General features: G+C 71.3%; 23 protein-coding genes and 1 pseudogene. 12 read left to right on the top strand and 12 right to left on the bottom strand.

The genetic code is table 11. The annotated features are described in order from the left end of the window. Window positions 1-135: 135 nt before the first annotated feature. On the bottom strand, window positions 136-1,074 hold the full coding sequence (locus RM704_RS28485; protein ID WP_033529059.1) for an NAD(P)/FAD-dependent oxidoreductase: 939 nt from the start codon (window positions 1,072-1,074) through the stop codon (window positions 136-138). A 78-nt stretch (window positions 1,075-1,152) separates the two neighbouring features. Here RM704_RS28485 and RM704_RS28480 point away from each other — a divergent pair, with 78 nt between their 5' ends. The 6 genes from RM704_RS28480 to RM704_RS28455 all read left to right on the top strand — a co-directional run bounded on the left by RM704_RS28480 (window position 1,153) and on the right by RM704_RS28455 (window position 6,507). Then, window positions 1,153-1,749, top strand: coding sequence for a helix-turn-helix domain-containing protein (locus RM704_RS28480; RefSeq protein ID WP_033529060.1), 597 nt, complete (start codon window positions 1,153-1,155; stop codon window positions 1,747-1,749). A 114-nt stretch (window positions 1,750-1,863) separates the two neighbouring features. Then, window positions 1,864-2,841 carry an NADPH:quinone oxidoreductase family protein gene (locus tag RM704_RS28475; RefSeq protein WP_033529061.1) on the top strand — a complete coding sequence of 326 codons (978 nt, stop codon included), beginning with the start codon at window positions 1,864-1,866 and terminating at the stop codon, window positions 2,839-2,841. Next, a complete protein-coding gene (locus tag RM704_RS28470) occupies window positions 2,838-4,022 on the top strand; it encodes an acyl-CoA dehydrogenase family protein (RefSeq protein ID WP_033529062.1) in 1,185 nt (394 codons plus the stop codon). Before RM704_RS28475 ends, RM704_RS28470 begins: the two co-directional genes overlap by 4 nt. Then, complete coding sequence (locus RM704_RS28465; RefSeq protein ID WP_033529063.1) at window positions 4,019-5,122, top strand: acyl-CoA dehydrogenase family protein; 1,104 nt, start codon at window positions 4,019-4,021, stop codon at window positions 5,120-5,122. Before RM704_RS28470 ends, RM704_RS28465 begins: the two co-directional genes overlap by 4 nt. A 203-nt stretch (window positions 5,123-5,325) precedes the next feature. Then, window positions 5,326-6,195: a phosphatidylinositol-specific phospholipase C/glycerophosphodiester phosphodiesterase family protein gene (locus RM704_RS28460; protein WP_033529064.1), complete on the top strand. Its 870-nt coding sequence runs from the start codon at window positions 5,326-5,328 to the stop codon at window positions 6,193-6,195. Between the two features lie 117 nt (window positions 6,196-6,312). After that, a complete protein-coding gene (locus RM704_RS28455) occupies window positions 6,313-6,507 on the top strand; it encodes a hypothetical protein (protein ID WP_033529065.1) in 195 nt (64 codons plus the stop codon). 31 nt (window positions 6,508-6,538) lie between these two features. On the opposite strand, the gene RM704_RS28450 is transcribed toward RM704_RS28455, so the two are convergent. The 4 genes and pseudogenes from RM704_RS28450 to RM704_RS28435 form a co-directional block, all read right to left on the bottom strand. Continuing rightward, window positions 6,539-7,765 (bottom strand): phosphodiester glycosidase family protein, encoded by a 1,227-nt coding sequence (locus RM704_RS28450; protein ID WP_438828959.1) that lies wholly within the window; start codon window positions 7,763-7,765, stop codon window positions 6,539-6,541. Between the two features lie 57 nt (window positions 7,766-7,822). Then, window positions 7,823-8,197 carry a DUF779 domain-containing protein gene (locus RM704_RS28445; protein ID WP_033529067.1) on the bottom strand — a complete coding sequence of 125 codons (375 nt, stop codon included), beginning with the start codon at window positions 8,195-8,197 and terminating at the stop codon, window positions 7,823-7,825. Between the two features lie 72 nt (window positions 8,198-8,269). Next, entirely contained in the window at window positions 8,270-9,793 is a 1,524-nt protein-coding gene (locus RM704_RS28440) for an alginate lyase family protein (RefSeq protein ID WP_052146204.1), read from the bottom strand. Window positions 9,794-9,933: 140 nt separating this feature from the next. Further along, window positions 9,934-11,996: pseudogene (locus tag RM704_RS28435) on the bottom strand (pectinesterase family protein). A gap of 393 nt (window positions 11,997-12,389) precedes the next feature. Between RM704_RS28435 and RM704_RS28430 the strand changes: the two are divergent. From RM704_RS28430 to RM704_RS28410, 5 genes are all read left to right on the top strand, one after another. Continuing rightward, window positions 12,390-13,397 (top strand): substrate-binding domain-containing protein, encoded by a 1,008-nt coding sequence (locus RM704_RS28430; protein WP_033529068.1) that lies wholly within the window; start codon window positions 12,390-12,392, stop codon window positions 13,395-13,397. Window positions 13,398-13,638: 241 nt separating this feature from the next. Beyond that, complete coding sequence (locus RM704_RS28425) at window positions 13,639-16,098, top strand: sensor histidine kinase (RefSeq protein WP_033529069.1); 2,460 nt, start codon at window positions 13,639-13,641, stop codon at window positions 16,096-16,098. 49 nt (window positions 16,099-16,147) lie between these two features. After that, complete coding sequence (locus tag RM704_RS28420; RefSeq protein ID WP_020114533.1) at window positions 16,148-16,576, top strand: roadblock/LC7 domain-containing protein; 429 nt, start codon at window positions 16,148-16,150, stop codon at window positions 16,574-16,576. Window position 16,577: 1 nt separating this feature from the next. Continuing rightward, window positions 16,578-16,934, top strand: coding sequence for a DUF742 domain-containing protein (locus RM704_RS28415; RefSeq protein ID WP_033529070.1), 357 nt, complete (start codon window positions 16,578-16,580; stop codon window positions 16,932-16,934). Next, window positions 16,921-17,502 carry a GTP-binding protein gene (locus RM704_RS28410; RefSeq protein ID WP_033529071.1) on the top strand — a complete coding sequence of 194 codons (582 nt, stop codon included), beginning with the start codon at window positions 16,921-16,923 and terminating at the stop codon, window positions 17,500-17,502. Before RM704_RS28415 ends, RM704_RS28410 begins: the two co-directional genes overlap by 14 nt. Window positions 17,503-17,542: 40 nt before the next feature. Here RM704_RS28410 and RM704_RS28405 read toward each other — a convergent pair whose 3' ends face one another. The 6 genes from RM704_RS28405 to RM704_RS28380 form a co-directional block, all read right to left on the bottom strand. Continuing rightward, the gene (locus RM704_RS28405; protein ID WP_157856728.1) at window positions 17,543-17,929 is read right to left on the bottom strand and encodes a hypothetical protein; all 387 of its coding nucleotides are present in this window, start codon (window positions 17,927-17,929) and stop codon (window positions 17,543-17,545) included. Beyond that, window positions 17,922-18,428 carry a hypothetical protein gene (locus tag RM704_RS28400; protein ID WP_033529072.1) on the bottom strand — a complete coding sequence of 169 codons (507 nt, stop codon included), beginning with the start codon at window positions 18,426-18,428 and terminating at the stop codon, window positions 17,922-17,924. The genes RM704_RS28405 and RM704_RS28400 overlap by 8 nt, the downstream gene beginning before the upstream one ends. 427 nt (window positions 18,429-18,855) lie before the next feature. Continuing rightward, on the bottom strand, window positions 18,856-19,470 hold the full coding sequence (locus RM704_RS28395; RefSeq protein WP_033529074.1) for a TetR/AcrR family transcriptional regulator: 615 nt from the start codon (window positions 19,468-19,470) through the stop codon (window positions 18,856-18,858). A gap of 29 nt (window positions 19,471-19,499) precedes the next feature. After that, window positions 19,500-21,560 (bottom strand): galactose-binding domain-containing protein, encoded by a 2,061-nt coding sequence (locus tag RM704_RS28390; protein ID WP_192829722.1) that lies wholly within the window; start codon window positions 21,558-21,560, stop codon window positions 19,500-19,502. Window positions 21,561-22,003: 443 nt separating this feature from the next. Beyond that, window positions 22,004-23,119, bottom strand: coding sequence for a LacI family DNA-binding transcriptional regulator (locus tag RM704_RS28385; RefSeq protein WP_078937243.1), 1,116 nt, complete (start codon window positions 23,117-23,119; stop codon window positions 22,004-22,006). A 104-nt stretch (window positions 23,120-23,223) separates the two neighbouring features. Beyond that, window positions 23,224-23,628: an HGxxPAAW family protein gene (locus RM704_RS28380; protein ID WP_033529077.1), complete on the bottom strand. Its 405-nt coding sequence runs from the start codon at window positions 23,626-23,628 to the stop codon at window positions 23,224-23,226. Window positions 23,629-23,742: 114 nt separating this feature from the next. Between RM704_RS28380 and RM704_RS28375 the strand changes: the two genes are divergently transcribed. Next, the gene (locus RM704_RS28375; RefSeq protein ID WP_033529078.1) at window positions 23,743-24,204 is read left to right on the top strand and encodes a MarR family winged helix-turn-helix transcriptional regulator; all 462 of its coding nucleotides are present in this window, start codon (window positions 23,743-23,745) and stop codon (window positions 24,202-24,204) included. Between the two features lie 100 nt (window positions 24,205-24,304). On the opposite strand, the gene RM704_RS28370 is transcribed toward RM704_RS28375, so the two are convergent. Next, window positions 24,305-25,333, bottom strand: coding sequence for a LacI family DNA-binding transcriptional regulator (locus tag RM704_RS28370; RefSeq protein ID WP_033529079.1), 1,029 nt, complete (start codon window positions 25,331-25,333; stop codon window positions 24,305-24,307). Window positions 25,334-25,503 lie beyond the last annotated feature (170 nt).

Genomic DNA, 25,503 nt, shown 5'->3' with positions numbered 1-25,503 from the left:
GTCTCGCCGAGCGCCTACAGGGGCGGGGGCGCCGGTGTGGTGGCGGGTGCCGGTGAGGGGGCTTCTCGCGCAGTTCCCCGCGCCCCTTCGGCGATGGCCCTTCGGGCCGATCGCCTCGGGCGGGTGTCCATGGCGCTAGGCCCGCGTCGCCGCGTCCAGGTCCGTCATCAGCAGGTCTCCGTTGATCGTCGCGCCCGCTCGGTAGCCCGAGGAGGCCGCGTTGATCACCTGTTCGGAGAAGCCCATCGCGTTGCCGACGGCCCAGACGCCGGGGACCGAGGTCAGGCCGGTCGGGTCGATCACGGGGTAGGAGCCGAAGGGGGTCTCGTGCAGGTCGGCGCCGAGTTTCTCCAGCAGGCCCGTCTGCGGGACCGGGCGGGGGGCGGTGAAGAGCACCGAACGGGCGTGGTCCGTGCCGTCGGCGAGCCCGACGGCGGTGAGACGGTCGTCCTCCACGACCAGGCCGGCGACCTCGCCGGGGACCACGCGGACCCCGGCCGCGGCGAGGCGGCGCAGGTCGTCGTCGGAGAGGTCGCTCTCGGGGACCTCGTGCAGGAACAGGGTCACGTCCTTGGACCACTGCGAGACCATCAGGGCCTGGTGGACGCTCATCGGGGTCGTGGCGAGGACACCGAAGGGCTGGTCGCGGACCTCCCAGCCGTGGCAGTAGGGGCAGTGCAGGACGTCCCTGCCGAAGCGTTCGGCGACGCCGGGCACGGCCGGGAGCTCGTCCTTCAGCCCCGTCGCGACGACCAGGCGCCGGGCGCGCACGGTCCGGCCGTCCCCGAGGGCGACGGTGAAACTCCGGCCGTCGTCGTCCCGGGTCACGTCGACCGCCCGGCCGCGGACCAGTTCCACGCCGTAGCGGGCGATCTCCTCCCGGCCGACGGCCAGGAACTCGGCCGGGGACATGCCGTCCCGCGACAGGAAGCCCTGCATGTGCGCGGCGGGCGCGTTGCGGGGCTCGCCCGCGTCGACGACCAGGGTGCGGCGCCGGGCCCGGCCGAGGACCAGGGCGGCGGAGAGCCCCGCCGTGCCGCCGCCGATGACGATCACTTCGTACTGCTCGGTCATGGTGACCACCTCCACGACCGACGGTCGCGCGAGTGCTGCCGCATTGACAAATGTCTTTGCCGAAACTGCAATGTCGGCATGAGTGACACGGATGAGGTGACGGGCGGCACGGACGAGGTGCTCGCCGGAGTGGGGCCGCGGCTGCGGCGGATCCGCAAGGAGCGGGAGGCGACGCTCGCCGGGCTGTCGCAGGCGACCGGCATCTCGGTGAGCACGCTCTCGCGGCTGGAGTCGGGGCTGCGCAAGCCCAGCCTGGAGCTCCTGCTGCCGATCGCGCGGGCCCACCAGGTGCCGCTGGACGAGCTGATCGGGGAGCCGCCGGTGGGCGATCCCCGGGTGCGGTCGAAGCCGATCCAGCGGCACGGGCGGACGTACTGGCCGCTCACCCGGCAGCCGGGCGGCCTCCAGGCCTTCAAGGTGCTCGTTCCCCAGTCGAAGCAGGAGCCGGAGCCGCGCAGCCACGAGGGCTACGAGTGGCTCTATGTGATGTCCGGGAAACTGCGCGTCGTGCTCGGTGAACATGATGTGGTGATGGTGGCCGGGGAGGCCGCCGAGTTCGACACCCGGGTGCCGCACTGGTTCGGGTCGACGGGGGAGGGACCGGTGGAGTTCCTCAGCCTGTTCGGACCGCAGGGGGAGCGGATGCACGTACGCGCGCGGCCGACGCGGTCGTGACGCACGCTACTGGGCCCGGACTGTTCCCCGGAGGGCAAGCGACCGCTTAGTATGCATGCGGCAGTCGGCCCCGGGGTCCGGCGAGGCAGTCGAAGCAGTCCGTGGAGGCACCGCATGCAGGCATGGCAAGTGCACGAGAACGGCGAGCCGAGCGAGGTGATGCGGCTCCAGGACGTGGAGCGGCCCACGCCCGGCGACGGCCAGGTCCTGCTGAGGGTGCGTGCCGCGAACATCAACTTCCCCGATGTGCTGATGTGCCGGGGGCACTACCAGGTCCGGCCGCCGCTGCCGTTCACCCCGGGTGTGGAGATCTGCGGGGAGACGGAGGACGGGCGCCGGGTCCTCGCCAATCCGGCGCTGCCGCACGGCGGCCTCGCCGAGTACGCGGTCGCCGATGCCGCCGCTCTGCTGCCCGCACCCGAGTCGCTGGACGACGCCGAGGCCTCGGCCCTGCACATCGGCTACCAGACCGGCTGGTTCGGCCTCCACCGCCGGGCCCGCCTCGAAGCGGGGGAGACCCTGCTCGTCCACGCCGCCGCGGGAGGCGTCGGCAGCGCGGCGGTACAGCTCGGCAAGGCGGCCGGGGCGACGGTCATCGGCGTCGTGGGCGGTGCCGAGAAGGCCGTCGTGGCCCGGGAGCTGGGCTGCGACGTGGTGATCGACCGGCGGAGCGAGGACGTCGTCTCCGCCGTGAAGGAAGCCACCGCGGGCCGGGGCGCGGACGTGATCTACGACCCCGTGGGCGGCGAGGCCTACACGCAGTCGACCAAGGTCGTCGCCTTCGAAGGGCGCATCGTGGTCGTCGGCTTCGCCAGCGGGACGATCCCCAGCCCCGGCCTCAACCACGCCCTCGTCAAGAACTACTCGATCCTCGGCCTGCACTGGGGCCTGTACAACACCAAGAACCCGAAGCTGGTCCAGCACTGCCACGAGCAGCTCACCGAGCTGGCCGCCCGGGGCGTCGTCAAGCCGCTGGTGAGCGAGCGCGCCCCGCTCGACGGGGCCGCGGCCGCCGTACAGCGCGTAGCCGACGGTGTGACCACCGGCCGGGTCGTCGTGGTGCCCTCGCCGGAGAACGGAGCCGCCGCATGACCGACGCAGCCGACCTCAGGCGCCGCACGGCCGAGTTGCTGGCCGCGTACCCGCCCGCCACCACCGACCGCCTGGACTTTCTGCGCGCCCGCTTCGACGCCGGGCTCGCCTGGGTGCACTACCCCGAGGGCCTCGGCGGACTCGGCGCCCCGCGCTCCCTCCAGGCCGTCGTGGACGCCGACCTGGAGGCGGAGGGCGCCCCCGACAACGACCCGCGCCGTATCGGCATCGGCCTCGGCATGGCCGCGCCGACGATCCTCGCCTACGGCACCGAGGAGCAGAAGCGGCAGTACCTGCGGCCGCTGTGGACGGGGGAGGAGGTCTGGTGCCAGCTCTTCAGCGAGCCCGGCGCCGGCTCCGACCTCGCCGCGCTCGGCACCCGGGCCGTCCGGCAGGGCGACGGCGACTGGGTGGTCAACGGACAGAAGGTGTGGACGTCCAGCGCCCACATCGCCCGCTGGGCCATCCTCATCGCCCGCACCGACCCGGACGTGCCCAAGCACCGCGGCATCACGTACTTCATCTGCGACATGACCGACCCGGGCATCGAGGTCAGGCCACTGCGGCAGGTCACCGGCGAGGCCGAGTTCAACGAGGTGTTCATCACCGACGTCCGCATCCCGGACGCGCGTCGCCTCGGCGAGATCGGTGACGGCTGGAAGGTCGCGCAGACCACCCTCAACAACGAACGCGTCGCCATCGGCGGCATGCGGCTGCCCCGTGAGGGCGGCATGATCGGCCCGGTCGCCAGGACCTGGCGCGAACGCCCGGAGCTGCGCACCCACGACCTCCACCAGCGGCTGTTGAAGCTCTGGGTCGAGGCCGAGGCCGCCCGGCTCACCGCCGAGCGGCTGCGACAGCAGCTCGTCGCCGGACAGCCCGGCCCCGAGGGCGCCGGCATGAAACTCGCCTTCGCCCGCCTCAACCAGGAGATCAGCGGCCTGGAGGTCGAACTCCGCGGCGAGGAAGGCCTGCTGTACGACGACTGGACCATGCGCCGTCCCGAGCTGGTCGACTTCGTCGGCCGGGACGCCGGCTACCGCTACCTCCGCTCCAAGGGCAACAGCATCGAGGGCGGGACCACCGAGGTCCTGCTGAACATCGTCGCCGAGCGCGTCCTGGGCCTGCCCGGCGAGCCGCGCACCGACAAGGACGTCGCGTGGAAGGACCTCGCCCGATGAGCACCCAGCCGAACCGGCGCGCCGAGCCCGACCTGCTGTACTCGGAGGACGAGGAGGCCCTCCGCGCGGCCGTCCGCGACTTGCTGACCGACCACTGCGACGCGGCCGGTGTCATCGCCCGCGCCGAGTCGGACGCCCCGCACGACCGTGAACTGTGGAAGCTGCTCGCCGACGGCATGGGCCTCGCCGGCCTCCTCGTCCCCGAGGAGCTGGGCGGCCAGGGTGCCACGCATCGCGAGGTCGCCGTCGTCCTGGAGGAGCTCGGCCGGGCCGTCGCCCCGGTGCCGTACCTCACCAGCGCCGTCGTCGCCACCGAGGCCCTGCTGGCCGCCGACGCCGGAGACCTGCTCGGCGAGCTGGCATCGGGCCGCAGGATCGGCGCCCTGGCCGTCGCCCTGAACATCCCCGCAGGCAGCGCCTACCAGGTCGTACGGTTCGAGGACGGCGCCCTGCACGGGGAGTTGACCGGCATCGCCGACGCGGCCGCCGCCGATGTGCTGCTGGTGCCCGCCGATGACGGGGGCCTCTACGCGGTCGACGCCTCGGCGGCGACCGTCACGCCGCAGGTGTCGCTGGACCTGACCCGGCCGCTGGCGAAGGTCACGCTCGACGGTGCGCCGGGCCGCCTCCTCGGGGACGCCGAACCCGCCGTACGCCGTGCGCTGCGGGCCGGCGCCGGGCTCCTCGCGTCCGAGCAACTCGGCCTCGCCGAATGGACGTTGACCGAGACGGTCCGCTACCTCAAGGAACGCAAGCAGTTCAACCGGCCCGTCGGCGGCTTCCAGGCGCTCAAGCACCGCCTCGCGCAGCTGTGGCTGGAGGTCGTCAATCTGCGGGCCGCTGCCCGGAACGCGGCCGACCAACTCGCCACCGGCGGCGACGACGCCGACCTCGCCGTGGCCGTCGCCCAGGCCTTCGCGGCGCCCGTGGCCGTCCACGCGGCCGAGGAGGCGCTCCAACTGCACGGCGGTATCGGCATGACCTGGGAACACCCGGTCCACCTGTACCTGAAGCGGGCGAAGGCGGACTCGATCGCGTACGGCACGGCGGGCGCCCACCGGGCGGCCCTGGCCGAACTGGTCGACCTCCAGGCCCCCTGACGTACGCCGGGAGCAGAGCCGACAAGAGCGAGGAAGGCCCGCCCCACCTGGGGCGGGCCTCTTCGTGTGCGCCCGGCGGCCGGGGCGGAGGTGGGTGAACGCACGACGGCGGTCCGGCCAACTCCCCGCACGGACCTGCTCATCGGCCCCTTCCGGCTCGCATACTCGCTGGGTCCGCAACCGGCCCACCCGGGAGGCAGAGCATGGCCCTCACCACCCGTCGCAGAGCCCTCACCACCCTCGGCGCCGCCCTCACCGGCGCCCTCGCCCTGCCCGCCACGAGCGCGCTGGCCGGCGAACACAAGCACCGGCCGCGCCCGTTGTGGCGGGCCCACGCGCACAACGACTACGAGCACCCGCGGCCCCTCCTCGACGCCCTCGACCATCGCTTCGGCAGCGTCGAGGCCGACATCTTCCTCGTCGGCGACCGACTCCTCGTCGCCCACGACCCCGCCGACCTCGACCCCGCCCGCACGCTCGAAGCCCTCTACCTGGACCCGCTCGCCGCCCGCGTCCGCGCCCACCACGGCTCGGTGTACCGGGGGCACCGGAGGCCGCTGCACCTGCTCATCGACATCAAGACCGAGGGCTCCTCCACCTATCTGGAGCTCGACCGTCATCTGCGGCGCTACCGGCACCTGTTCACCACGTACGCGCACGGCCGGGTCCACCGGGGCGCGGTCACGGCCGTGATCTCCGGGGACCGGGCCGCCAGAGTGCCCATGGAGGCGCAGACCGTGCGGCGCGCCTTCTACGACGGCCGACTCGCCGACCTCATGTCCCCGACGCCCGCGCCCGCCTCCTTCATCCCGCTGATCTCCGACAACTGGCTGCTCAACTTCACCTGGCAGGGCGTCGGTCCGTTCCCGGAGGCCGAGCGCGCCAAGCTCCGGCAGATCGTCTCCACGGCGCACGGGCGCGGACAGAAGGTGCGGTTCTGGGCGACGCCCGACCTGGCGGGTCCCGCCCGGGACGCGCTGTGGGGCGAACTGCTCGCGGCCGGTGTCGACCACCTCAACACGGACGACCTCGCTGGTCTCGAAGCGTTCCTGGACGCCCGCCGGTCGGCGTAGCCACGACACGGTCGACACCACTCGTTCGGCGGACACGTCAGCCGCCCGGACGAACCCTCCGCTACGCCACACTTACGGCCAAATGCCGCGAAGTGGGCGTGGCGGAGGAGGTTGACGATGGCCATTTCCATCTCAGTGGTCGTGTTGCTCATGATTCTCACGGTGGTCTTCCTGCGCAACGGCGCGCTGAAGTTCTCGCACGCCGCGGTCTGCGTGTTGCTGGGGTTCTCCATGGCCGGCACGAGTCTGGCGCCGACCGTGCACAACGGGCTGACGGCCACGGCGGACATCGTGAGCCGCGTGAAGCCGTGAGGGTGCGGGCTTCTCGCGCGGTTCCCCGCGTTCATGCCTTGGTGAAGACACCGATGCCGTTCGGTACGGCTCGTTCCGTGCCGTCGCTCGGGTGGTTGCGGACGGTGACCGCGCTCGCCCCCGGGGCGCGGGCCACGAGCGTGGAGGAGCCGCCGCCGTCCAGGCTGAACGCGTCGACCGCGCCCAGGCCCCGCATGGTGTCGGCCACTTCGGCGATGGTCAGCCCGGTGCGGTAGGCCGCGGCGCCGTCCAGGGCGAGGAGCAGCAGGCGTCGGCCGCCGTCGGCGACGCCCGCGGCCGTGCGGACCGCCGAGGTCGTGGCGTCGAGACCGGGCAGCGGTCGGCCGCCCCGCAGGACCGGGTAGCCGCCGAGCGCGAACGCGTACGGCGAGCCGGTCGAGGAGACGAGGAGGTGCCGTACCTCCACCGCGTCACCGGGGGCGAGCTTGCGCAGCTGCTGGGCGCCCGCCTCGCGGCCGACCAGAACGGTCGCGCCGGCCGCGATCGCACCGCTGCCGGGCGTGCCCGCCGTTCCGACCACGCGGCCGTCCTCGACCAGCACCTCGTGCGTGTCGGTGCTGCACGGCGCGGCCCGGTCGGTGTCCGTGCCGCAGACCGCGCGCATCCGGGAGACGCTGCCCCAGTCCGAGGTGAACGCCCCCACGGAACCGACCGGCAGGGCGTACTGGTTGAGGCCGCGCAGCGGAAGATCGCCCGCGGCGGTGGTGACGGAACCGTCGAGGGTGATGCTGTCGAGGCGGGCCGTCCCGTCGGTGGTGACACCCAGCACGTCCGTGGTGCCGGTGCCCGGCGGCAGCGCCGGGCCGAAGCGCTGGCCCTTCGGTACGGCGGCCTTGAGCGGGTGCCCGCCGGCGATCGCCGGGCCGACCGGCGCCCCGGTGGCCGCGACGCCGGGGTGCTGGGTCTCGGTGATGTTGAAGAAGTCGCCGTTGACCCCGGCCACGGCACCCGCCGCCCCGGCCAGCCGGGACACGGTCGCGCGCGAGGCCACCTTGCCCGGGTACAGCAGTCCGACGCCCACCCGGGCATCGCTCAGGTCGACGCTCAGCACATGGGCGTGCGCCGGGCCCCTGGCCGCCTGGATGCCGAACTGGCTGTACTCCACGCCCGGTGCGACGACGACGGCCCTGGGCGCGCCACTGGCCGGTGCCGCCCCCACGAGGGCCGCGCCGGCCAGCACACTCCACGCCGAGAGAACCGTCAGTACCGTCCTGAACCGTGCGGTACGACGTGTCACGGTGCCCCCTGATGTCTCGTCAAATGTCGCAGGACTCAGGGGAAGTGCACCAGACGACTACCGGCCGGGCGGGGGCTCCGCCTCGACGACGCGGGAACGGATGAGAAAACGCACCCCTTCGGGTGCTTCCAGGGAGAACCCGCTGCCCCGGCCCGGTACGACGTCCACGATGAGCCGGGTGTGGCTCCAGACCTCGTACTGGCCGCGGGACATCCAGAAACCCACCGCCTCGTCGACCCCGTCGACGGTCAGCTCCGCGAGGAGGACGTCCGCGTTCCCCGTACGGAACTCGCCGTCGGGATAGCACATGGGGGCGCTGCCGTCGCAGCAGCCGCCCGACTGGTGGAACATCAACGGGCCGTGTGCCGCCCGCAGCCGCCGGACGAGATCGGCGGCCGCGGGGGTCAGCTCAACACGCGGGACGACATCCATGAGCGCAGTGAACGCCTCGTCAGGTTGCGAGGACGTTGCACGGGCGCCGTACGGCGCGGCCCGGGGGACGGGTCAGCCCTGCGGCGTGTCACCGCCGCCCGAGCGGGTGCGGCGGCGCAGCAGGAGCAGGCCGCCCGCGAGGGCCGCGATTCCGCCGGCGGCGGTCCAGGCCGGGAGGTCGGAGGTGCCGGTCGCGGCCAGGTCCTCGTTTCGGCCGCCCTGGGCGCTCGCGGAGGAGGACGAGGAGGTGTCCCGGGCGCCCTTCTTGCCCGCGCCCGAGCCGGAGTCCGCGGCGGAACCGGTGTCGGCGGTGGTACCGGTGTCCGAGCCCGACGCGGTCGGTGCCCGGTCCGCCTCGGCCGCGGTCGCCCGGTCCCGGGTGAACGCCAGTGTCCCGAAGCCCAGTTGGTCGTAGCCGCCGCTGTCGGGGCCGTAGTCGCCGCCACCGCCCTCGGGCGCGGTCTTGGCCGCCATGCGGGTGAGGTAGGAGGCGTCGAGGCCCCGGCGCTTGGTGTAGTGGTTGGCGATCATGGCCCAGATGGGGCGCGTCATGTTCGGGTCGACACCGGCCGCGTCGGACGCCGTCTCCCTGCCCGACCAGCCGTTGACCGCGCCCTTCGCGCGGGTGTTGGCGGTGTAGGCGACCTTGCCTCCCATGGCCCACTTGGCCACGTACTGGGCGCCCTTGAGGAAGCGGTTGTCGTCGTAGCCGTACAGGTCGACGCCCTGGTTCCAGGCCATCTCGCAGAAGGTGCCCATCAGGCCGACACCCAGCAGCGCGTGGCCCTGGTCGCGGCCCGCCTCCAGCCACTCGGCGAGGCCGTCGTCGTGGACGACGGGGATGGCCTTCCTGACCGCGCCGAGGCCTTCGCCGTTCTTGAAGTAGTCGACGGCGCGCGCCACTTGGGCCTTGTCGTCGCAGAAGATGCCGGTGGCCAGGACGCAGGCCATGTTGGCGAGGTCCCAGTTGGGCCAGTAGTTGGTGATCACGGCGCCGTTGTGGCGGACCAGGAAGTCGTCGCTGAGCGGGGCGAAGACCTCGCTCAGCATCGTCTTGAAGCGGTCCAGCTCGAAGTCGTCGTGGTCGCGGACGAGTTCGGCGGCGTTGGCGAACTGGTAGCCGTACAGGCCCGCCGCGAGGAACCGGTCGGCGCTGCCCTGCACGCTGGTCAGCGTCCCCGACCAGGCGTTGAGGATCCGCACGGCGGTGTCGGCGTGCGCCCTCTCGCCGGTGATGTGATGGCGCAGGGCGTTCTGGTAGGCGGCGTGGACGTCCTTGTACAGCTGGGCGTAGTTCTGCGGGGATCCGCTGCCCCGGTAGACCGTGGCGACGGGTCGGGGGGTCCAGGAGCTCTGGGAGTGCGGGTTGGCGGTCAGCTTCGCGAAACCCGCGGTGTGGGGCCGGGCACCGGCCTTCACCTCGGCCGCCATCCGGGCGAGGTCGGCCGACGTGTGGAGCAGACCGGGGTGCGCGAAGGCGGTGCCCGCCGCGGAGGCGGGCGTCGCCGCCAGGCCCGTGCCGACTCCCAGGCCCGCCGCACCCGCGGCGATACCGGCGATCTTCAGCGTGCTCCGGCGGCTGATCTGTGCAGTCACGTGGGGGTCCTCGGGTCTCGGGTACAGGTCGCGGCTCGTGCCCGCGTCGGCCCGCGCGGGCGGCCGCACACAGGAGACGCACCGGCCCCGGGGCGGATAACAGAAACCGGAGCGGTGCGTCCCTCGCCGTACCCGCCGGGTCAGGTGCCCGGGGTCCACCCGCCCAGCCAGTCCGCGACCTCCTGGTCGGCGGCCTGGGCGTCCGTCAGCTGCGGGCGGTCGCCGCTCGCACTGCCGGAGCCCGCGCCGGTGTTCTTGTACTCGGCGAAGCGGTCGTCCTTCCAGGAGAAGCCGCCCATGTCGGACCAGGGCGTCGACTTGATCGCGGCGCTGAGGGTGGAGTTGCGGACCGTGGTCTGCGGGTCGACGGTCGTGTCGCCGCCGGGGTGCCAGTTGCGGCCGAGGAAGAAGCTCGCGGCGGACACGTCGCCGTTGACCGTGGAGCGGTTGATCAGGATGCCCTTGCGGTTCGCGGGCGTGCTCGGCGCGGTGATGTACCCGGCGGAGGTGCCGTTCCAGCGCTTCTTCAGGGTGATGACCGACTTGTCGACGACCACGGTGGCCCGGCCGAAGACGAAGTCGACGTTGCCGGTGATGTAGGAGTTGGTGACGTAGACGCGGCCGAGCTTGTCCTTGGCGGCGGTCTCCAGCTCCAGGGTGTCCTGGTCACCGTTGACGATGACCCCGTCGAGGACGATCCGATCGGCCTGGGTGAGGAGCGCGACGGCCTGGTGTCCGTTCAGGGACTGGTTCGCGGCCTCGTCGAAGTCGTTGGTGACGGTCAGGTTGCGGACCTGGGAGTCGTCGGACTGGATGGACACGGTGGCGCTGCCGGGTGTGCCGTAGGTGCCCGAACCGTCCGGCTTCTGCATGCCCGCGGCGTTGCCGTAGACGATCGTGGTGTCCTTGCGGCTGCCGCCCGAGCCCTGGATGGTGACGTGCGGCTTGTTGGACGGGACCTTGACGACCTCGCGGTACGTGCCCGGCGCGACCGAGATCACCACCCGCGCTGTGTTCCCCGCGGGGACCGCGTCGACGGCCTTCTGCACGGTGGTGAACTGGCCGCTGCCGTCCTTGGCGACGGTGAGCGTGGTGGCCGCGGCGGCCTTGGGCGTCGTCGTCGCGGTCGTGCCGATGGAACCGCGCGGGCCCGCACCGGACTTCAGGAGCGCGGGCACGTCGGCGGCCTTGTCGAGGGTGTAGCTGTAGTACGTCTTCGGTCGAAGGCCGTGCCGCCGCTCTCGTTGCGGCCCGAGGTGCCGGAGAAGACGTTGCCGCGCTGGACCAGGGCGGCCGTGGAGTCCTTGGTGACCGGGTTCTTCAGGCCCTGGAAGTAGCTGTTCTCCAGGACCATCTTCGTGTTGCCGCGCGCGTAGTTGCCGTACGAGGAGGCGATGTCCGTGCCGGAGACGTCCTCCAGGAAGTTGTTGTACAGGTGCGCGTGCGCCACGTTGTCGGTGGACGGGTTGCGCTGCTCGGTCTCGCGGAACCAGTTGTGGTGGATCGTCAGGTCGGCGGTGGTGTTGGTGGTCCAGCCGATGCCGAAGGTCTTGTTGTTCTGGCTCAGCCTGTTCCAGGAGACGGTGACGTAGGTGGTGTCCTTGCGGCTGTCGATCAGGCCGTCCGCCATGTGCCGCAGGTCGTTGTGGTCGATCCAGACGTGGTGGGCCCCGTCCATCTGGATGGCGTCGAAGTCGTGGTCCTTGTCGTTCCAGGTGCCCTGGTAGGAGTCCCGGATCGTCAGGTTGCGGATGATGACGTTGTGGACGCCGGAGCCGAGGAAGAAGCCGCCGCCCACGATGTGGCCCGAGGTGCCCGAGCCGACGATCGTCTTGTCGGAGGCGACCTTGATCTCCTTGCCCACCGGGTTCATGTCGATCGTCGCCGCCACGACGATGACGTACGGCTCGGGTGCGGTCGCGTACTTCTCCAGGTCGGCCAGGGTCCGCACCGTGACCGTCTTTCCGTCCCGGCCGCCGTAGGTCCCGTTCTGGCCCAGCGCGTTCACCGAGGCGAAGCCGTCGGCGGTCTCCGTGGCCCAGGCGGCGGTGGCCGCCGCCGCACGGGGCTGCGCGGCCTCGCCGAAGACGCCGAGGACCGTGCCGTAGGCCAAGGTCCCGGCGGCGGCCAGGGTCAGGGGGACACCGGCCACGAGGGCCGTCTTCCTTCTGCGGTGGCGGGCCTTGCCGTGGTTGTCGCTCACGCGTCGCTTCCGTTCCGTGCGGGGATGGCCGTCAGCCGAGCAGTCGCCGCCCACGGGGGAGAGGTTGCCGTCCTTCGGCGCGAATTTCGGTCAGGTGAAAGGAACTTCGAGGCGAAGGTGAAGTGGCTGAGAATCGCCCACCGCGGAGCGGGTGGAACGGTTCAGTTCGCTCGGGTCGGGCCCATGACGGCCGTTGACACGTGCGCGCAGGTCAGGCCGGTGGCTGTCACAGCAATACATCGATTCCGTTGTTCACTTGACTACCGGGCGTCACACGCGATTGGCTCCGCCCAGCGATAGTCAGCCAGTCGCCGCACGTCATCGCGGTGGCGGCGACGATTCCGCTCTCCACAGCCGTTCCACCCCGGTCGCACAGCGAGGTGCCGCGCCCCCATGAACCCACCCCCCGCCTCCCGAAGGATCTTCACGGCGTTCCGTGCCACGGCGCTCGCCGCGGCCCTCTGCCTGACCGTCGCCGGCTGCTCGGTGTTCGGCGGATCGGATGCCGATTCGGACACGGGTACGTCGGGATCCTCGGGCGGGATGAAGATCGCACTGATCACGCACAGCGCCGAGGGGGACGCCTTCTGGGACCTGGTCCGCAAGGGGGCGGAGGTCGCCGCGGCGAAGGACGGTGTCGAGCTGACCTTCGTCAGCGACCCGGACCCCGCCGGGCAGGCGAAGCTGGTGCGCGACGCGATCGCCGACAAGGTCGACGGCATCGCGGTGACCCTCGCCAAGCCGCAGGCGATGCGCGGCGCGGTCGCCGCGGCCCGCGCCGCCGGTATACCCGTGGTGGGCCTCAACTCCGGTATCGACGCCTGGCAGGCGCAGGGTCTGCTGGCCTTCTACGGCCAGGACGAGAGCGTCGCCGGCCGGGCCCTCGGCAACGAACTCGACGCCCGCGCCGCCAAGCACGCCCTGTGCGTCATCCACGAGCGCGGCAACGTCGCCGTCGAGGCCCGCTGCGCCGGTGTGCGCAAGGCCTTCGCCGGGCGGACCGAGAACCTGTACGTCGACGGCACCGACATGGGCTCGGTGACCGACTCCATCGCCGCGAGGCTCCGCCAGGACCCCACCATCGACGAGGTCGTCACCCTCGGCGCCCAGTTCGCGCTGGCCGCCGTGGACTCGGTGGACGAGGCCGGCAGCAAGGCCCAGGTCGCCACCTTCGACCTCAACAAGGAGCTGGTCGAGGCGGTGAAGAGCGGTGACGTCCAGTTCGCGGTGGACCAGCAGCCCTACCTCCAGGGCTATCTCGCGGTCGACGGGCTCTGGCTCTACCGGACCAACGGCAACATCAGCGGCGGCGGTGTCGAACCCGTGCTCACCGGCCCGGCGTTCGTCACCAAGAAGAACGTCGCCGGAGTCGCCGCGTTCGCGGCGAACGGGACCCGGTGACACCGACAAACGGAACCTTCCGTTCGGACATGACCTCGCCCCAGAACCCAAGCATCCGGAACGGTCGTGTAACGGCGACCCCAAACTTCCGGCCACCCCTGCGACGTGCGTTCACTTGTGCGGATAACATCCTGCGCATCCCCTGTGCGCCGTACTGACAGGTGTCCACCCACCACCCCCGGACCCCTGTCACCCCCGCTCTCCGTCTCTTCCGCTCCCCGCCAACCGCCCAAGGACGACGATGCCCTCACGGACCGGCGCCCGGCGCCGTCTCGGCTCCATACGTCTCTCGCTGATCCTCCTGGCTCTGATCCCCAGCGTCACGCTGGCCGCGACCTGGGGTGTGACGACGACCCAGATGTTCTCGGAGGGACTGCGGCTGCGGACGCAGACCGGACTGAGCAAGTCCACCGGCGCCATGGGAACCGAGGCGACCCTCGCCCTGCAGCGTGAACGCGCCCTGTCGGCGGCCTACATGGCGGCCCCCGGCAGCTCCATGGACATCCTGGACCAGCAGCGCCGGGTGACCGACCGGGCGGTCGCGAAGCTCGCCTCGCGCGCCGGCGCCATCGAGGACGCCCCCGACCGCATCGGCGACCGCCTGTACTCGGTGATGGCCGGCTCCGGCAGCCTGGAGTACTACCGGGACCAGGTGGACAACCCCACCGACATCACCCCCGAGCAGATCCTCGACCAGTACACCGAGATCATCGACGGCCAGATCCACGCCTTCCAGGCGCTGTCCCAGGTCGACGACGGTGACCTCACCTCGCAGGCCGGACCGCTCGTCACCCTCGAACAGGCCGCGGAACTGGTCTCCCAGGGCGACGCGATCCTCACCCTCAACTGGCCCTCGGGCGAACTCGACGAGGCCAGTCGCCAACACTTCGCCCAAGTGGTCAGCGCCCGCCGCTGGCTCGTCGACGACCAGCTCGTCCACTCGGTGGAGGGCGAGGTGAAGAGCAAGATCGAGAAGATCACCCATGGCAAGGACTGGCAGACGCTGCAGAAGGTGGAGGACCAGGTCCTCTCGGCCCACACGGCGGGCACCGGGGACGCCCGCAGAACCAGGCTGCCGCAGGCACAGGCCGAGTGGGACGCCGCGATGACGCGGCTGTCCGTTCAGTACGAGAAGCTGATCCGCGAACAGACCGGGGCGCTGCTGGACCGCAGCGGCGAGGAGGCGCGCGAGCTGCTCATCACGGCCGGTTCGCTGAGCGCCGGCGGTCTCGCCGCGCTGCTGGTGTGCGTCGTGATGTCCTGGCGCATCACCCGCTCCCTCTCCCGGCGCCTCACGGGCCTGCGCACGGCCACCCTCAGCCTCGCCGAGCACCGGCTGCCCGACGTCGTCGCCCGCCTCGACCGGGGTGAGAAGGTCGACGTGGACGAGGCCGCGGCGCCGTTGGACTACGGCACCGACGAACTCGGCCAGGTCGCCAAGGCGTTCAACGCCGCCCAGCGCACCGCCGTGCACACCGCCGTGGAACTCGCCGACACCCGGCGCGGTTTCCAGCGCGTCATCCTCGGCATCGCCCGGCAGAGCCAGAACCTGGTCAACCTCCAGCTCGCCAAACTCGACAAGCTGGAGCGCCAGCACCAGGACCCGGAGATCCTCAAGGGCCTGTACGAACTGGACTCCACCGCGAGCCAGTTGCGCCGCTACGAGGAGAACCTGGTCATCATCAGCGGCGAGCGGCCCGGCCGCAGCTGGACCGAACCGGTCGCGCTGATCGACATCCTGCGCAGCGCCGTCGGCGAGGTCGCCCAGTACCAGCGGGTGGAGGTGCACACCGACGACGAGGTGTGGATCGCCCCGCCCGCCGTGGCCGACGTCATCCACCTCCTCGCCGAACTCATCGACAACGCCACCTCCTACTCGCCCGCGCCCAGCCCGGTGAGCGTTCGCGCCGCGACCGTCGCCAAGGGCCTCGCCCTCGAAGTGGAGGACCGGGGGCTCGGCATGTCCGAGGAGGACTACACCTCCTTCAACGCGCAGCTGGCGGTGCCCCCGCAGTTCGACGTGGTCGCGCTCGCCGACGACCTCCGGCTCGGCATGTTCGTCATCGCCCGGCTCGCCACCCGGCACGGCATCACCGTCACCCTGCGCGCCTCGCCGTACGGCGGCACCACGGCGATCGTGCTGATCCCGGACGAGGTCGTGGTGCGGGAGGCCCCCGTCCCCGACGCGGACGGCACCGATCCGGTCGAATCCCCCTCCCGTACCTCGGCGGTGGCCGCCCGGGTCGCCGCCGCCACGGCGGCGGAGCCGCAGCCAGAAGCCGTACGGCAGGACCCGGACCGCGTGACGGAGGACCGTACGCCGGAGGAACGGTCCGCCGCGCACGCGCGGGCAGCGGACACCGTCGAGGACGCGAACGGCACCCGGCCGGCCCCCGCCGAGAAGCCCCGAGCCGAGAAGGCCCGAGCCGAAAAGCCGCGAGCCGGGAAGAAGGGCGGCCCGATGCCGTTGCCCCGCCGGATCCCGCAGACCAGTCTGGCGGCGGAGCTGAAGGAGGAGGCGGAGCCCTGCCCGGACGGCGACGCCGACGACTTCACCGCCGAGCGGGCCGCCTCCTCGCTCGCCGGTTTCCAGCGCGGAACGCTCCAGGCACGTGACGACGACGCGGAACCCGATCACGCACCAGGGGAGGAAACCGCATCCGAAGACCCAGGAGACCGAGTCCCCGCCTCCGGCACCTGACGTCCCCACGACTCCCTCCCCCGCAGACCGCTCATCGAAGGACACACAGATGACACGCCCCATCCCCGCCACCCACAGCCAGCTCGACCAGCTGCTCACCGGTTTGGTGGACCGGGTCGCCGAGGTCGACCACGCCGTCGTGCTCTCCGAGGACGGACTGGTCGTCAGCAAGTCCACCGCGTTCCTGCGCGACGACGCCGAGCGGCTGGCGGCGACCGCGTCCGGCCTGATGAGCCTCAGCAAGGGCGTCAGCATGGACTTCCGCGGCGGGCCCGTCCGCCAGCTGCTCATCGAGATGGGCAACGCCTTCCTGATCCTCACCAACGCCGGACCCGGCGCCAACCTCGCCGTGCTGACCCGGCAGGGCGCCGACGTCGGCGTGGTCGCGTACCAGATGAACATGCTGGTGAAGAAGATCGGCGAGCACCTCAGCGCGGCGCCGCGCGCCGGTGTCGTCGCGGCCGACAGCGGCGAGTGAGGTGAACGGAGGCGACGCGGCGGGCCGGCTGGTTCGCCCGTTCACCCTGACGGGCGGCCGGACCCGGCCCGCCCGTGGCGACTTCACCCTCATCACCATGGTGACGGCCGTGGACCCGCAGCCGGCGGGGGGCACCCGGCCGCAGCCGGAGCAAGCACGGATCGTCAAGCTGTGCGCGAGACCGATCGTGGTGGCGGAGCTGGCCAGCAAGCTGGACCTCCCGGTCAGCGTGGTCGCCATCATGCTCTGCGACCTGCTGGAAGCGGGCCGGATCAGCGTCCGCCAGCCACGCCTGATCGCCCGCGCCCCCGACCTGGACCTGCTGAAGAAAGTGAGGGACGGCCTTGGCCGGCTCTGACCACACCGCACAGGGCATCTCGGCACCCGACACGGTGAAGATCCTCATCGCCGGCGGGTTCGGCGTCGGAAAGACGACCATGGTCGGGTCGGTCAGCGAGATCGTCCCACTGCGCACGGAGGAACCCCTCACCACCGCCGGGCTCGGGGTCGACGACCTCGACGGCATCCCCGAGAAGCACGCCACCACGGTGGCCCTCGACTTCGGCCGGATCAGCATCGGCCAGGACCTCGTGCTCTACCTGTTCGGTACGCCCGGACAGCAGCGGTTCTGGTTCATGTGGAACGACCTCGCGATCGGTGCCCTCGGCGCCGTCGTCCTCATCGACGTACGCCGCCCCGAGTCCAGCTTCGCCGCCATCGACTTCTTCGAACGCCGCAAGATCCCCTTCGTCATCGGCGTCAACGGCTTCCACGGCGAACACCCCTACGAGCCCGACGTCATCCGGGAGTCCCTGGCCCTCCCCGAGAACACCCCGGTGCTCCTTTTCGACGCCCGCGAACGCACCTCGTGCCGCGACGTCCTGATCGCCCTCCTGGACCAGCTGATCGCGGCGTCGACCCACTGAGAGCGGGCACGGGCGCGCCCCGGTAGGCCGGGGCGCCCGGCTACGGAAGGGCCCGCTGGACGTCGGCCAGCATGCTCTGCGCGAGCTGCGCCGCGCCGGCTCCGGCACCGGTCACCGCCCCGGTCGCGAGCACGCCGAGCACCGCCCGGATCCGCTCGTGGAGCCGGTGCAAGCGGCCCGGGTCGGGGGCGTCGGCGGATGCCTCGTCCAACAGCGCGTCGGCGTCCGTGCGCACGGACACCGTGTCGGCGGGGGACAGCCCGAGGTCGTCGAGCCGGTCCAGCAGGGTCTGGACGCTGACCTGGAGGTCGTCGAGGGCAGGTGCGGAGTCGAGCCGCTGGTTCTGCACGACGTCCCGGTTGCCCCAGGCGATCTGGCTGCCGCTCACCGGTCCGTGGAACACCGGCCCGCCTCCGACATCAGCCACGGAGGCCACCTTCCTCCTCGGGAGCGTGGGGAGCGTCAGGGGCCGGGGTGGCGGTGGGCAGAGCCGGGCGCAGCACGTCTGCCAGCTCCTCGGCCTGTGCCGAGCGCTCGCCTTCGACCGTGTCCAGAGCTTCGACGACGACGGCGACGAGGCGCGTGGCAGCCTCCCGCAAGCGGTCCGGTCGGGGCACGGGGCTGGTGACCTCGTGGTGAAAGGCGTGTGCGGCCTGGCGGACTTCCCGCAACTTCTCGGGCTTCACCCCGACACGGCGGACGGCGCCCATCATGGCCCGCACCTGAGGGAGCGTGATCAGCTCTGTGACGACGACCTGCTGGACGACCTGTTGGATGACCTGGTGCTGGTGGACGGTGCCGTTGTTGACGGCGATCTGGCTGCCCGTCACGGCCTTCCTGAAGACGACGAAGTGGTTGTGGACCTCCGCCGTGAGGGGGACGGTACCGGGCTTCGGCCGGGACTCCGATGAGGGAGGGCCGAACACCGCCGGTTCCGCCGGGACGACGGCCCCGCGGCCCGTACGCCGGGTGTGTTCCGGCGAGGGGGTGGGCGAGGTCGGTGTGCGGGGTGCCGGCGAGGTGGTGTTTGGGGTCCGTGTTCGTATCGGCGAGGTGCTGGGCGTGCTCTGTGTGCGTTCCTGCGGGGTGGTGCGCGAGGTCTGTGTGCGTTCCTGCGAAGTGGCGGTCGAGGTCTGTGTGCGTTCCCGCGAAGTGGCGGTCGAGGTCTCCTGGCGCCCGCTCTCAGTCGCCTGAGCCCCGGGGCGCCGTCCGGCTGTTGTCCGCTGCGACGGAACGGTCTGGTTCTTGGGTGCTGATGGTTTGGGAATCAGCATGCGCTCCCCCTCGCGCTGCGCGAACCGAGCGACAGGTTCGCATGGATCGTCCGATTCTTATGCGAATCGGGCGATACGCCTAGGGGTTGGGTGTGGTGGCTTCCTCCCGTACGAGCCCCGCCACATGGTCCGTGATCGTGTCCAGGATGTTCGTCCACGCCGCGTCGTCGCCCAGGACCAGGAAGTTCAGGGTGAGGCCGTCGGTCATGGCGGCGAGGTAGCGGGCCAGGACCGGGACGGGAACCGTCAGTTCGAATCGCATCGACAGCCTCAGCTGTTCGATCAGGTCGGCGTAGGTGTCCTGGTACAGCACGTACTGCCGCCGGGCCAGGTGCTCGAAACCGGGCTCGCGCAGGGCGTACTGGGTGAGCTCGTAGGTCAGCATGTGTTCGCCCGGGTGGGCGGAGACATGGTCCCAGTAGGCCTGGAAACCGGCCCGGACGGTCTCCCTGAGCGTGTCACGGGGGCGGAGCGCCTCCCGTACCAGCGTGACGTAGTGCCCGGTGATGGTGGTGATGACGGACTCGAGCAGTTCCTGCTTCGACTCGAAGCAGTAGTGGAAGACGCTCAGTGACACGCCCGCCTCGGCCGCGATGGACCGGGTCGTCGTCCTGGGGACGCCGTCCCGGGTCATCGCGCGGATCGCGGCCTCGGTGAGCTGTCTGCGCCGTTCGGCCGACGGCAGGCGTGCCATCTGGATCCCTCTTCCCCCGTGGTGTGCGGTCAGCCGCTGTAGACGCCGACCTCGTAGAGGGAGTAACCCCAGTCCGTGCCGCGGTCGGTCCCCAGCATGCGAACATATCTCGCCGACACCGAGGAGAACGTCGCCGTGTCCAGACCGCCGTCACCGGAGGTCGTGGACCACACGGTCCTCCAGGTCGAGCCGTCCGTGGAGACGTCGACCTGGTACGCCTTGCCGTAGGCACGCTCCCAGTCGAGGGTGACCTTCTTGATGACGCGCGAGGAACCGAGGTCCAGCTTCAGCCACTGGCTGTCGCTCCAGTCGCTCGCCCAGCGGGTGGAGCCGTCGCCGTCCACCGCCCGGCCGGGCTGATAGCTGGTGACGGGGTTGGACTCGGACGAACTGGCCGTCGCCGGCACGCCCTTGGCGAGGTTCACGCCCGCCTGGTGGGCCTCGGAGGAACCCCAGGTGCCGAGGTAGGACTCGGCGCCCTTGAAGAGGTCGTCCACGACGCCCTGGCCGCCGACGAGTCTGATGTCCTCGATCCAGTCCGGGACCATGCCGACATGGGCCGCACCGTCGGTGTTGTAGTTCCAGGTGCGCCGGCCCGTGGTCTGCTTGTCGATCGTCGAGCCGCCGTCGGCGCTCTTGAAGGGGTACGTCACCGGGTTGGAGGTGTTCGCGCCGCGCGGGGCGGGGTGGTCGCCGATCCCGTTGAAGTCGGTGCCGAAGCCGTAGCCCACGTCGTACTTGGTCCGCAGCGCGTCGGTGCGCTTCGCCTCCGTGCTGAACTCCTCGGAGCCGTGCATGTACTGGGCGACGAAGCCGCCGAGGGAGTAGACGCGCTCTGTCCAGTTGAGGTCCATCCAGCTGTGCGAGGACAGCACGCCCGGGTAGGACGCGGCCTCGAACATGTCCAGCACCTGGCCGGTGGCCTTGACGCTCATGTGGTCGATCTCGAGCATCATCTTGCGCTTCATCATGCCCTGGACGGCGTACTCACCGAGATCGGTCAGCCCCCGCACGTTGCACTGCGCGTCCGCGTCGTACTCCGGCACCTCGGTGCCCGCCGGCAGGTCCTCCTCGGCCTCCGTCGAGGCGCCGCCGATCGGGTTGTCCTTCTGCGGACCCTTGCACTTCTCCGTCTGCCAGAACGTGCCGGTCGACAGGAACTGCCCGACGTTGATGGCCGTGCCGAGACCGTGCTCGTCGAAGCGGACCCCGCAGAGCGCGTTGTCGAACTTGTGGCACAGGAACATGCTGCGCACACCCAGGTCGTACAGCTCGTCGAGGCCCTTGTCGATGTCCTCCTTGCCGCACTGCGGGATGTCGAGGATCTGCTTGCAGCCGAACGGCTCGGAGGTCTCCACGCCCAGGACGACGGCGAGCTTGCCCTGCTTGACCACCTCACGGGCCTGCGCACTGTCGGTGACGATGCGGAACCAGCCCTTCCCGGTGCCGCCGTACTGCGCGTCGATGTACGCCTGGAGGTCGTACGTCAGCTTCGCCTGGAGCCGGATCGAGGTCATCTCGTCGCAGCTGCGGTCCTTGAACGGGTAGATGGAGCAGATCATCCCGTTGGTGACCAGGTCGTTGACCAGCACCCGCTGACCGCCGCGCCAGGCGCGCTCGATCCAGGCGTAGTAGTTGGCCTGGTGGGTCATCGAGTCGTACGCCGGCCAGTCCTTGAACGTCGGGTAGCCGACCGGGTCGTGCTTGCCGTCGCCGCCGTGGGTGATGTAGTCGAAGATCGCGAGGGAGCCGTCCGGGTAGTGCTCGGGACAGTCCTTCAGCGCGTCCGCGATGCCCGTGGTCGAGAACACCTTGCCGCAGATGAGCCGGCCGCCGAACGCCTCGTTGGAGAACAGATGGTTGTGCGCGTCGACGAACCCGCGCACGTCACCCGCCGAGTCGGTCCCCTTGAACGGCTCGCCCGTCACGTTGATCTGGGAGTCGGGGGACGGCCGTGAGGTGGGCAGCCACCATTCACCGGTGGCCGCCGAACTCGACGACGGGCTGAGCAGCATGCCCATCGCGGTCAGGAACAGCGCCAGCACCATGAGGGGTCTGCGTCTGCGGTGGGCGCGTGGAGTCCTGGTCATACTCACGTCCTCGGTCGGGGGATGCGCGGTCGATCGGCCAGACCTTCCGGGACGCGTTGAACACCCACGACGCCATAGTCCGATTGTCATGGCTGGCACAAGCGATGTGACGAGAATCGCTACTGTGGTGATCCGAGTCAATAGTCCGGGACGGTTGACCTGATGGCGCCTGCCGTCCTACGACGGAGTGACGCTTCGTCAAAATCCTGTGGCGAGGTGGAGGTTGTCCCGGGTTGTCGCGGCCTCGGTCGTCACCGGCCGGTGGCCACGCTCACGAAGCGCGCGGGCGATCCGCCGGATCACGAGAGTGCCGTACCGGCGGGCGGATCACCAGAGCGTGCGTACCGGTGGGCGGATCACCAGAGCGTGCGTACCGGTGGGCGGATCACGAAGGCGTGCGTACGGACTGGCCGATCACGAAAGCGTGCGTACGGACTGGCCGATCACGAAAGCGTGCGTACGGACTGGCGGATCACCAACTGCGTGCCCAGCACCACATGGTCGTCGCCGCCCAGGCGTTCCTCGCGCTCCAGCGCCAACCGGACCGCCGTGCGCCCCAGATCCTCGTACGGCACCCGCACCGTGGTCAGCGCGGGGGAGAGGTCGGCGGCGAACGGGACGTCGTCGAAGCCGATCAGGGAGACGTCGCCCGGGACGTCGAGCCCGGCCTCGCGCAGCGCGGCGAGCGCGCCCGTGGCCACCATGTCGGTGCCCGCGAAGACCGCCGTGAAGTCGAGCCCGGCCGCCAGCGCCTCCCGGGTGCGCTGGTAACCCGAGACCCGGGTGTACGGGCCGGGCAGCTCCAACTCCTCGGCGTGTTCGACGCCGTGGGCGCGCAGGGCGTGCAGGAAGCCGTCCCGGCGCTGGTCGGCCGTGCTGAGCCCGGGGTCGCCGCCCAGAAAGAGGACGCGCCGGTGCCCGGCGGTCAGGAGGTGGTCGGTGGCCTGGAAGGCGCCGCCCCGGTTGTCGTACTGCACCACCGTGACCGGCAGGGAGCCGGGCAGCGGCGGACGGCCCACCAGCACCAGCCGGGAGCCCGCCGCGTCCAGCGCCGTCGCGTACTCGGCCATCCGCTTCCGGTACGCCTCGTCCTGCCGGGCGCCGCCGACGAGGAGGACCGCCGCCGCGTGCTGCTCGCGCATCAGCTGCACCAGGTCGTCCTCGCGGGCCGAGTCGTCGTGCGTGGCACACACCAGGCTCAGTCGGCCCCGATCGGCGGCCGCCTGCTCCACCCCCGCCGCGACATGGGCGAGGGAGGGGCCGGTGATGTCCTTGATGACCAGGGCGACCGGTCCGGCGACGCGGCCGGAGAGCGCCTTGGCGTGCACGTTCACCACATAGTGCAGTGACTCGACCGCCGCCATGACCCGGGCCCTGGTCTCCGTGGAGACCGGGTAGTTCCCGGCTAGGGTGCGGGAAACGGTTGCTACGGAGACCCCGGCCCGCGCGGCGACATCCCGGATCGTGCTGGGCCGCTCCCCGCCCGAGGTGCTGCTCCGTCGACGCCTGGCACCGCCGGATTCGGCGCTGCTCCGGCGACCGTTTTCATTGACCGTCACGGTTCGACGTTACTGCATGGCAGCCTGGGGACGGCGCGCGGTTGCGTAACTGACGCCCCGAGGAAGGGTAATCGTTTACTTCGCTCCTCTCTTGGGGGCTCCGGTCAGTGTGCTGCGTCTCCCGCCGGAACGGTGGCGGGCGCGGCGACCGTGATGGCGGGGCCGGCCGTGGGTCCGGGTGCAGCGGGTCCCGGTACGGCGGGGAGCGGTGCCTGGGCGCGCCGGCGGCCGGCCAGGCGGCAGCCGAGGCAGTCGACGTGGCCGCCGCGCGCGGAGCGGTCGCGGACTCGGAGGCTCCACTGGTCGCGGGGGCGGGGGCCCGGAGGCTTGCCCCAGCCGGCGAGGTGCAGGACCCAGGTGACGACGAGTGCCGCGACCGAGACGACGGCGCCGAGGGCGAACCCGGGGGCCCAGCCGCAGACGCCCAACCCGAGTGCCGTCGCCCCCACGGCGCCGACGGCCGTGCCCGTCCAGCCGGCGACGGTGTGTCCCTCGTCGTAGAGACTCATGGTGTCCGCTCCCCTCGCGCGCCGGGGCGCACCACGGCATGCCGCGGCCACGCCCAGGGCGCCGTAAGATATCTTAGCGAGTAAGGAATTTAGCCCGCCCCGGAGGCAATTTCAATGGAGGCCGAACGCCGCCCCACCGTCCCTGACGCGATCGGTGCCATGGACGGCCTGATCGCGACGATGATCGTCGGCCAGCAGGAGTTCGCCCGGAACCTCGGGCTGAGCGTCACCGACCTCGTCTGCTTCGCGTACGTCCTGGAGGCCGGGGACACTCCGGTCACCGCCGGTGATCTGGCAACGCGCGCCCATGTCACCACGGGGGCGGTGACCGGTGTCCTCAACCGTCTGGAGCGCGGCGGCTTCGTGACCCGGCAGCCCGACCCGGCCGACCGGCGCCGGGTCCGGGTCGTCGCGGTGCCGGACGCCGCCGAGCGGGTGGTGGCCGTCTACGGTCCGTTCTACGCGCGCCTGGCCGAACTCTTCGCCCGGTACTCGCCCGACGAACTGGCCCTGCTCGTCGACTGGTTCACGCGCGCGGGCGAGCTGGCGCGCGGGTATCTGGACGAGTCCTGTTAGACGACTTCGGCCGGGGTGCGGCGCCCGAGGTGCGGGTGCGGGTGGGGGTGCGATGGGTCCCCCGTGGTTTTCGACCGGGGCCGTCACTACCGCGGTGCCCTCACGACAGCGGTGCCGTCGAACCCCTGATCACCACCTTGCAGGGGAGGGTCTCGACCCCGGTGCGGGGCGTGCCGGCGATCGCGGCGAAGAGGGCGTGGGCTGCGACGCGGCCGACCTGTTCGAGGTTCATGTCGACGCTGGTCAGCGGGGGGCGCGAACCGGCGGTCATGATCTGCCAGTTGTCGAAGCCCATGACGGCGATGTCCTCGGGGACGCGGTGGCCGCGCTCCCGCAGCACGTCCATGACGCCCCGGGCTATCTGGTCGCTGCCGCAGAGGACGGCGTCGATCTCGGGGTGCCGGTCGAACAGCATGGCCGTGGCGGCCCGCCCCCAGCCCTCCGACCACGCGCCGAACCGGGGCTCACCGATCAGGGCGAGTCCGGCGTCGTCGAGCGCGGCCCGCGCCCCATCGGCCCGGTCCCGCGCGGCGAGGTAACCCGGGTCGCCGGTGATGTGGGCGATCCGGGTGCGGCCGCAGGCGAGGAGGTGCTCCACGGCGATGCGGCCGGCGCCGACGCTGTCCGGGACGACGGAGAAGTCCGCCGGGTCCTCGGAGGGGGCGTAGGCGTAGACGACGGGGACGGGCACCTCACGGCCGAGCGAGGGACGGGGGTCGGTGCGGCTGCCGACCACGATGAGACCGTCGACGCGGCGGCCCAACAGGGCGCGCAGATGGTGCTGTTCGCGGATCGCGTCGCCGCGCGCGTCGCACAGGAAGACCGCTACCTCGCCCGCGCCGAAGGCGTCCTCGGCACCCATCAGGATCGGTATGCCGAACCGGCCCTCCAGGTCGCTGGTCAGCAGCCCCACCGTGCCGGTGCGCCCGGCGAGCAGCCCGCGCGCCACCTGGTTGGGGCGGAACGACAGCCGCTCGGCGGCCTCGACGACCCGTTGTCTCGTCTCCGCGCGCACCTGGCTGCGGCCGTTGAGCGCCTTGGACGCCGTGGCGATCGAGACGCCCGCCAACCGGGCGACGTCGCCGAGCGTGGCGGGCTGCGAACGAGAGGGGCCGGTGGCCTGTGCCATGGGTGATCTCCTGTCTCGCCACGCGTGTCGACCTCGCCGAGGATGACACGCCCCACCTCGAACCTTACGGGAAACGTTTCGGTCCGGATGCCCGAACGGTTTTCCGTGGCCCCCGAAAACCGCTCTCCGCAAGGGGATTGACGGGTATTCGGGTGCCGCCTAGCGTCTCA

The organism is Streptomyces gottesmaniae, assembly GCF_031845845.1.
GTDB lineage: Bacteria > Actinomycetota > Actinomycetes > Streptomycetales > Streptomycetaceae > Streptomyces > Streptomyces akebiae.
Note: the sequence above shows the minus strand (reverse complement) of the source record. Positions and strands in the feature narration are given on the sequence as shown.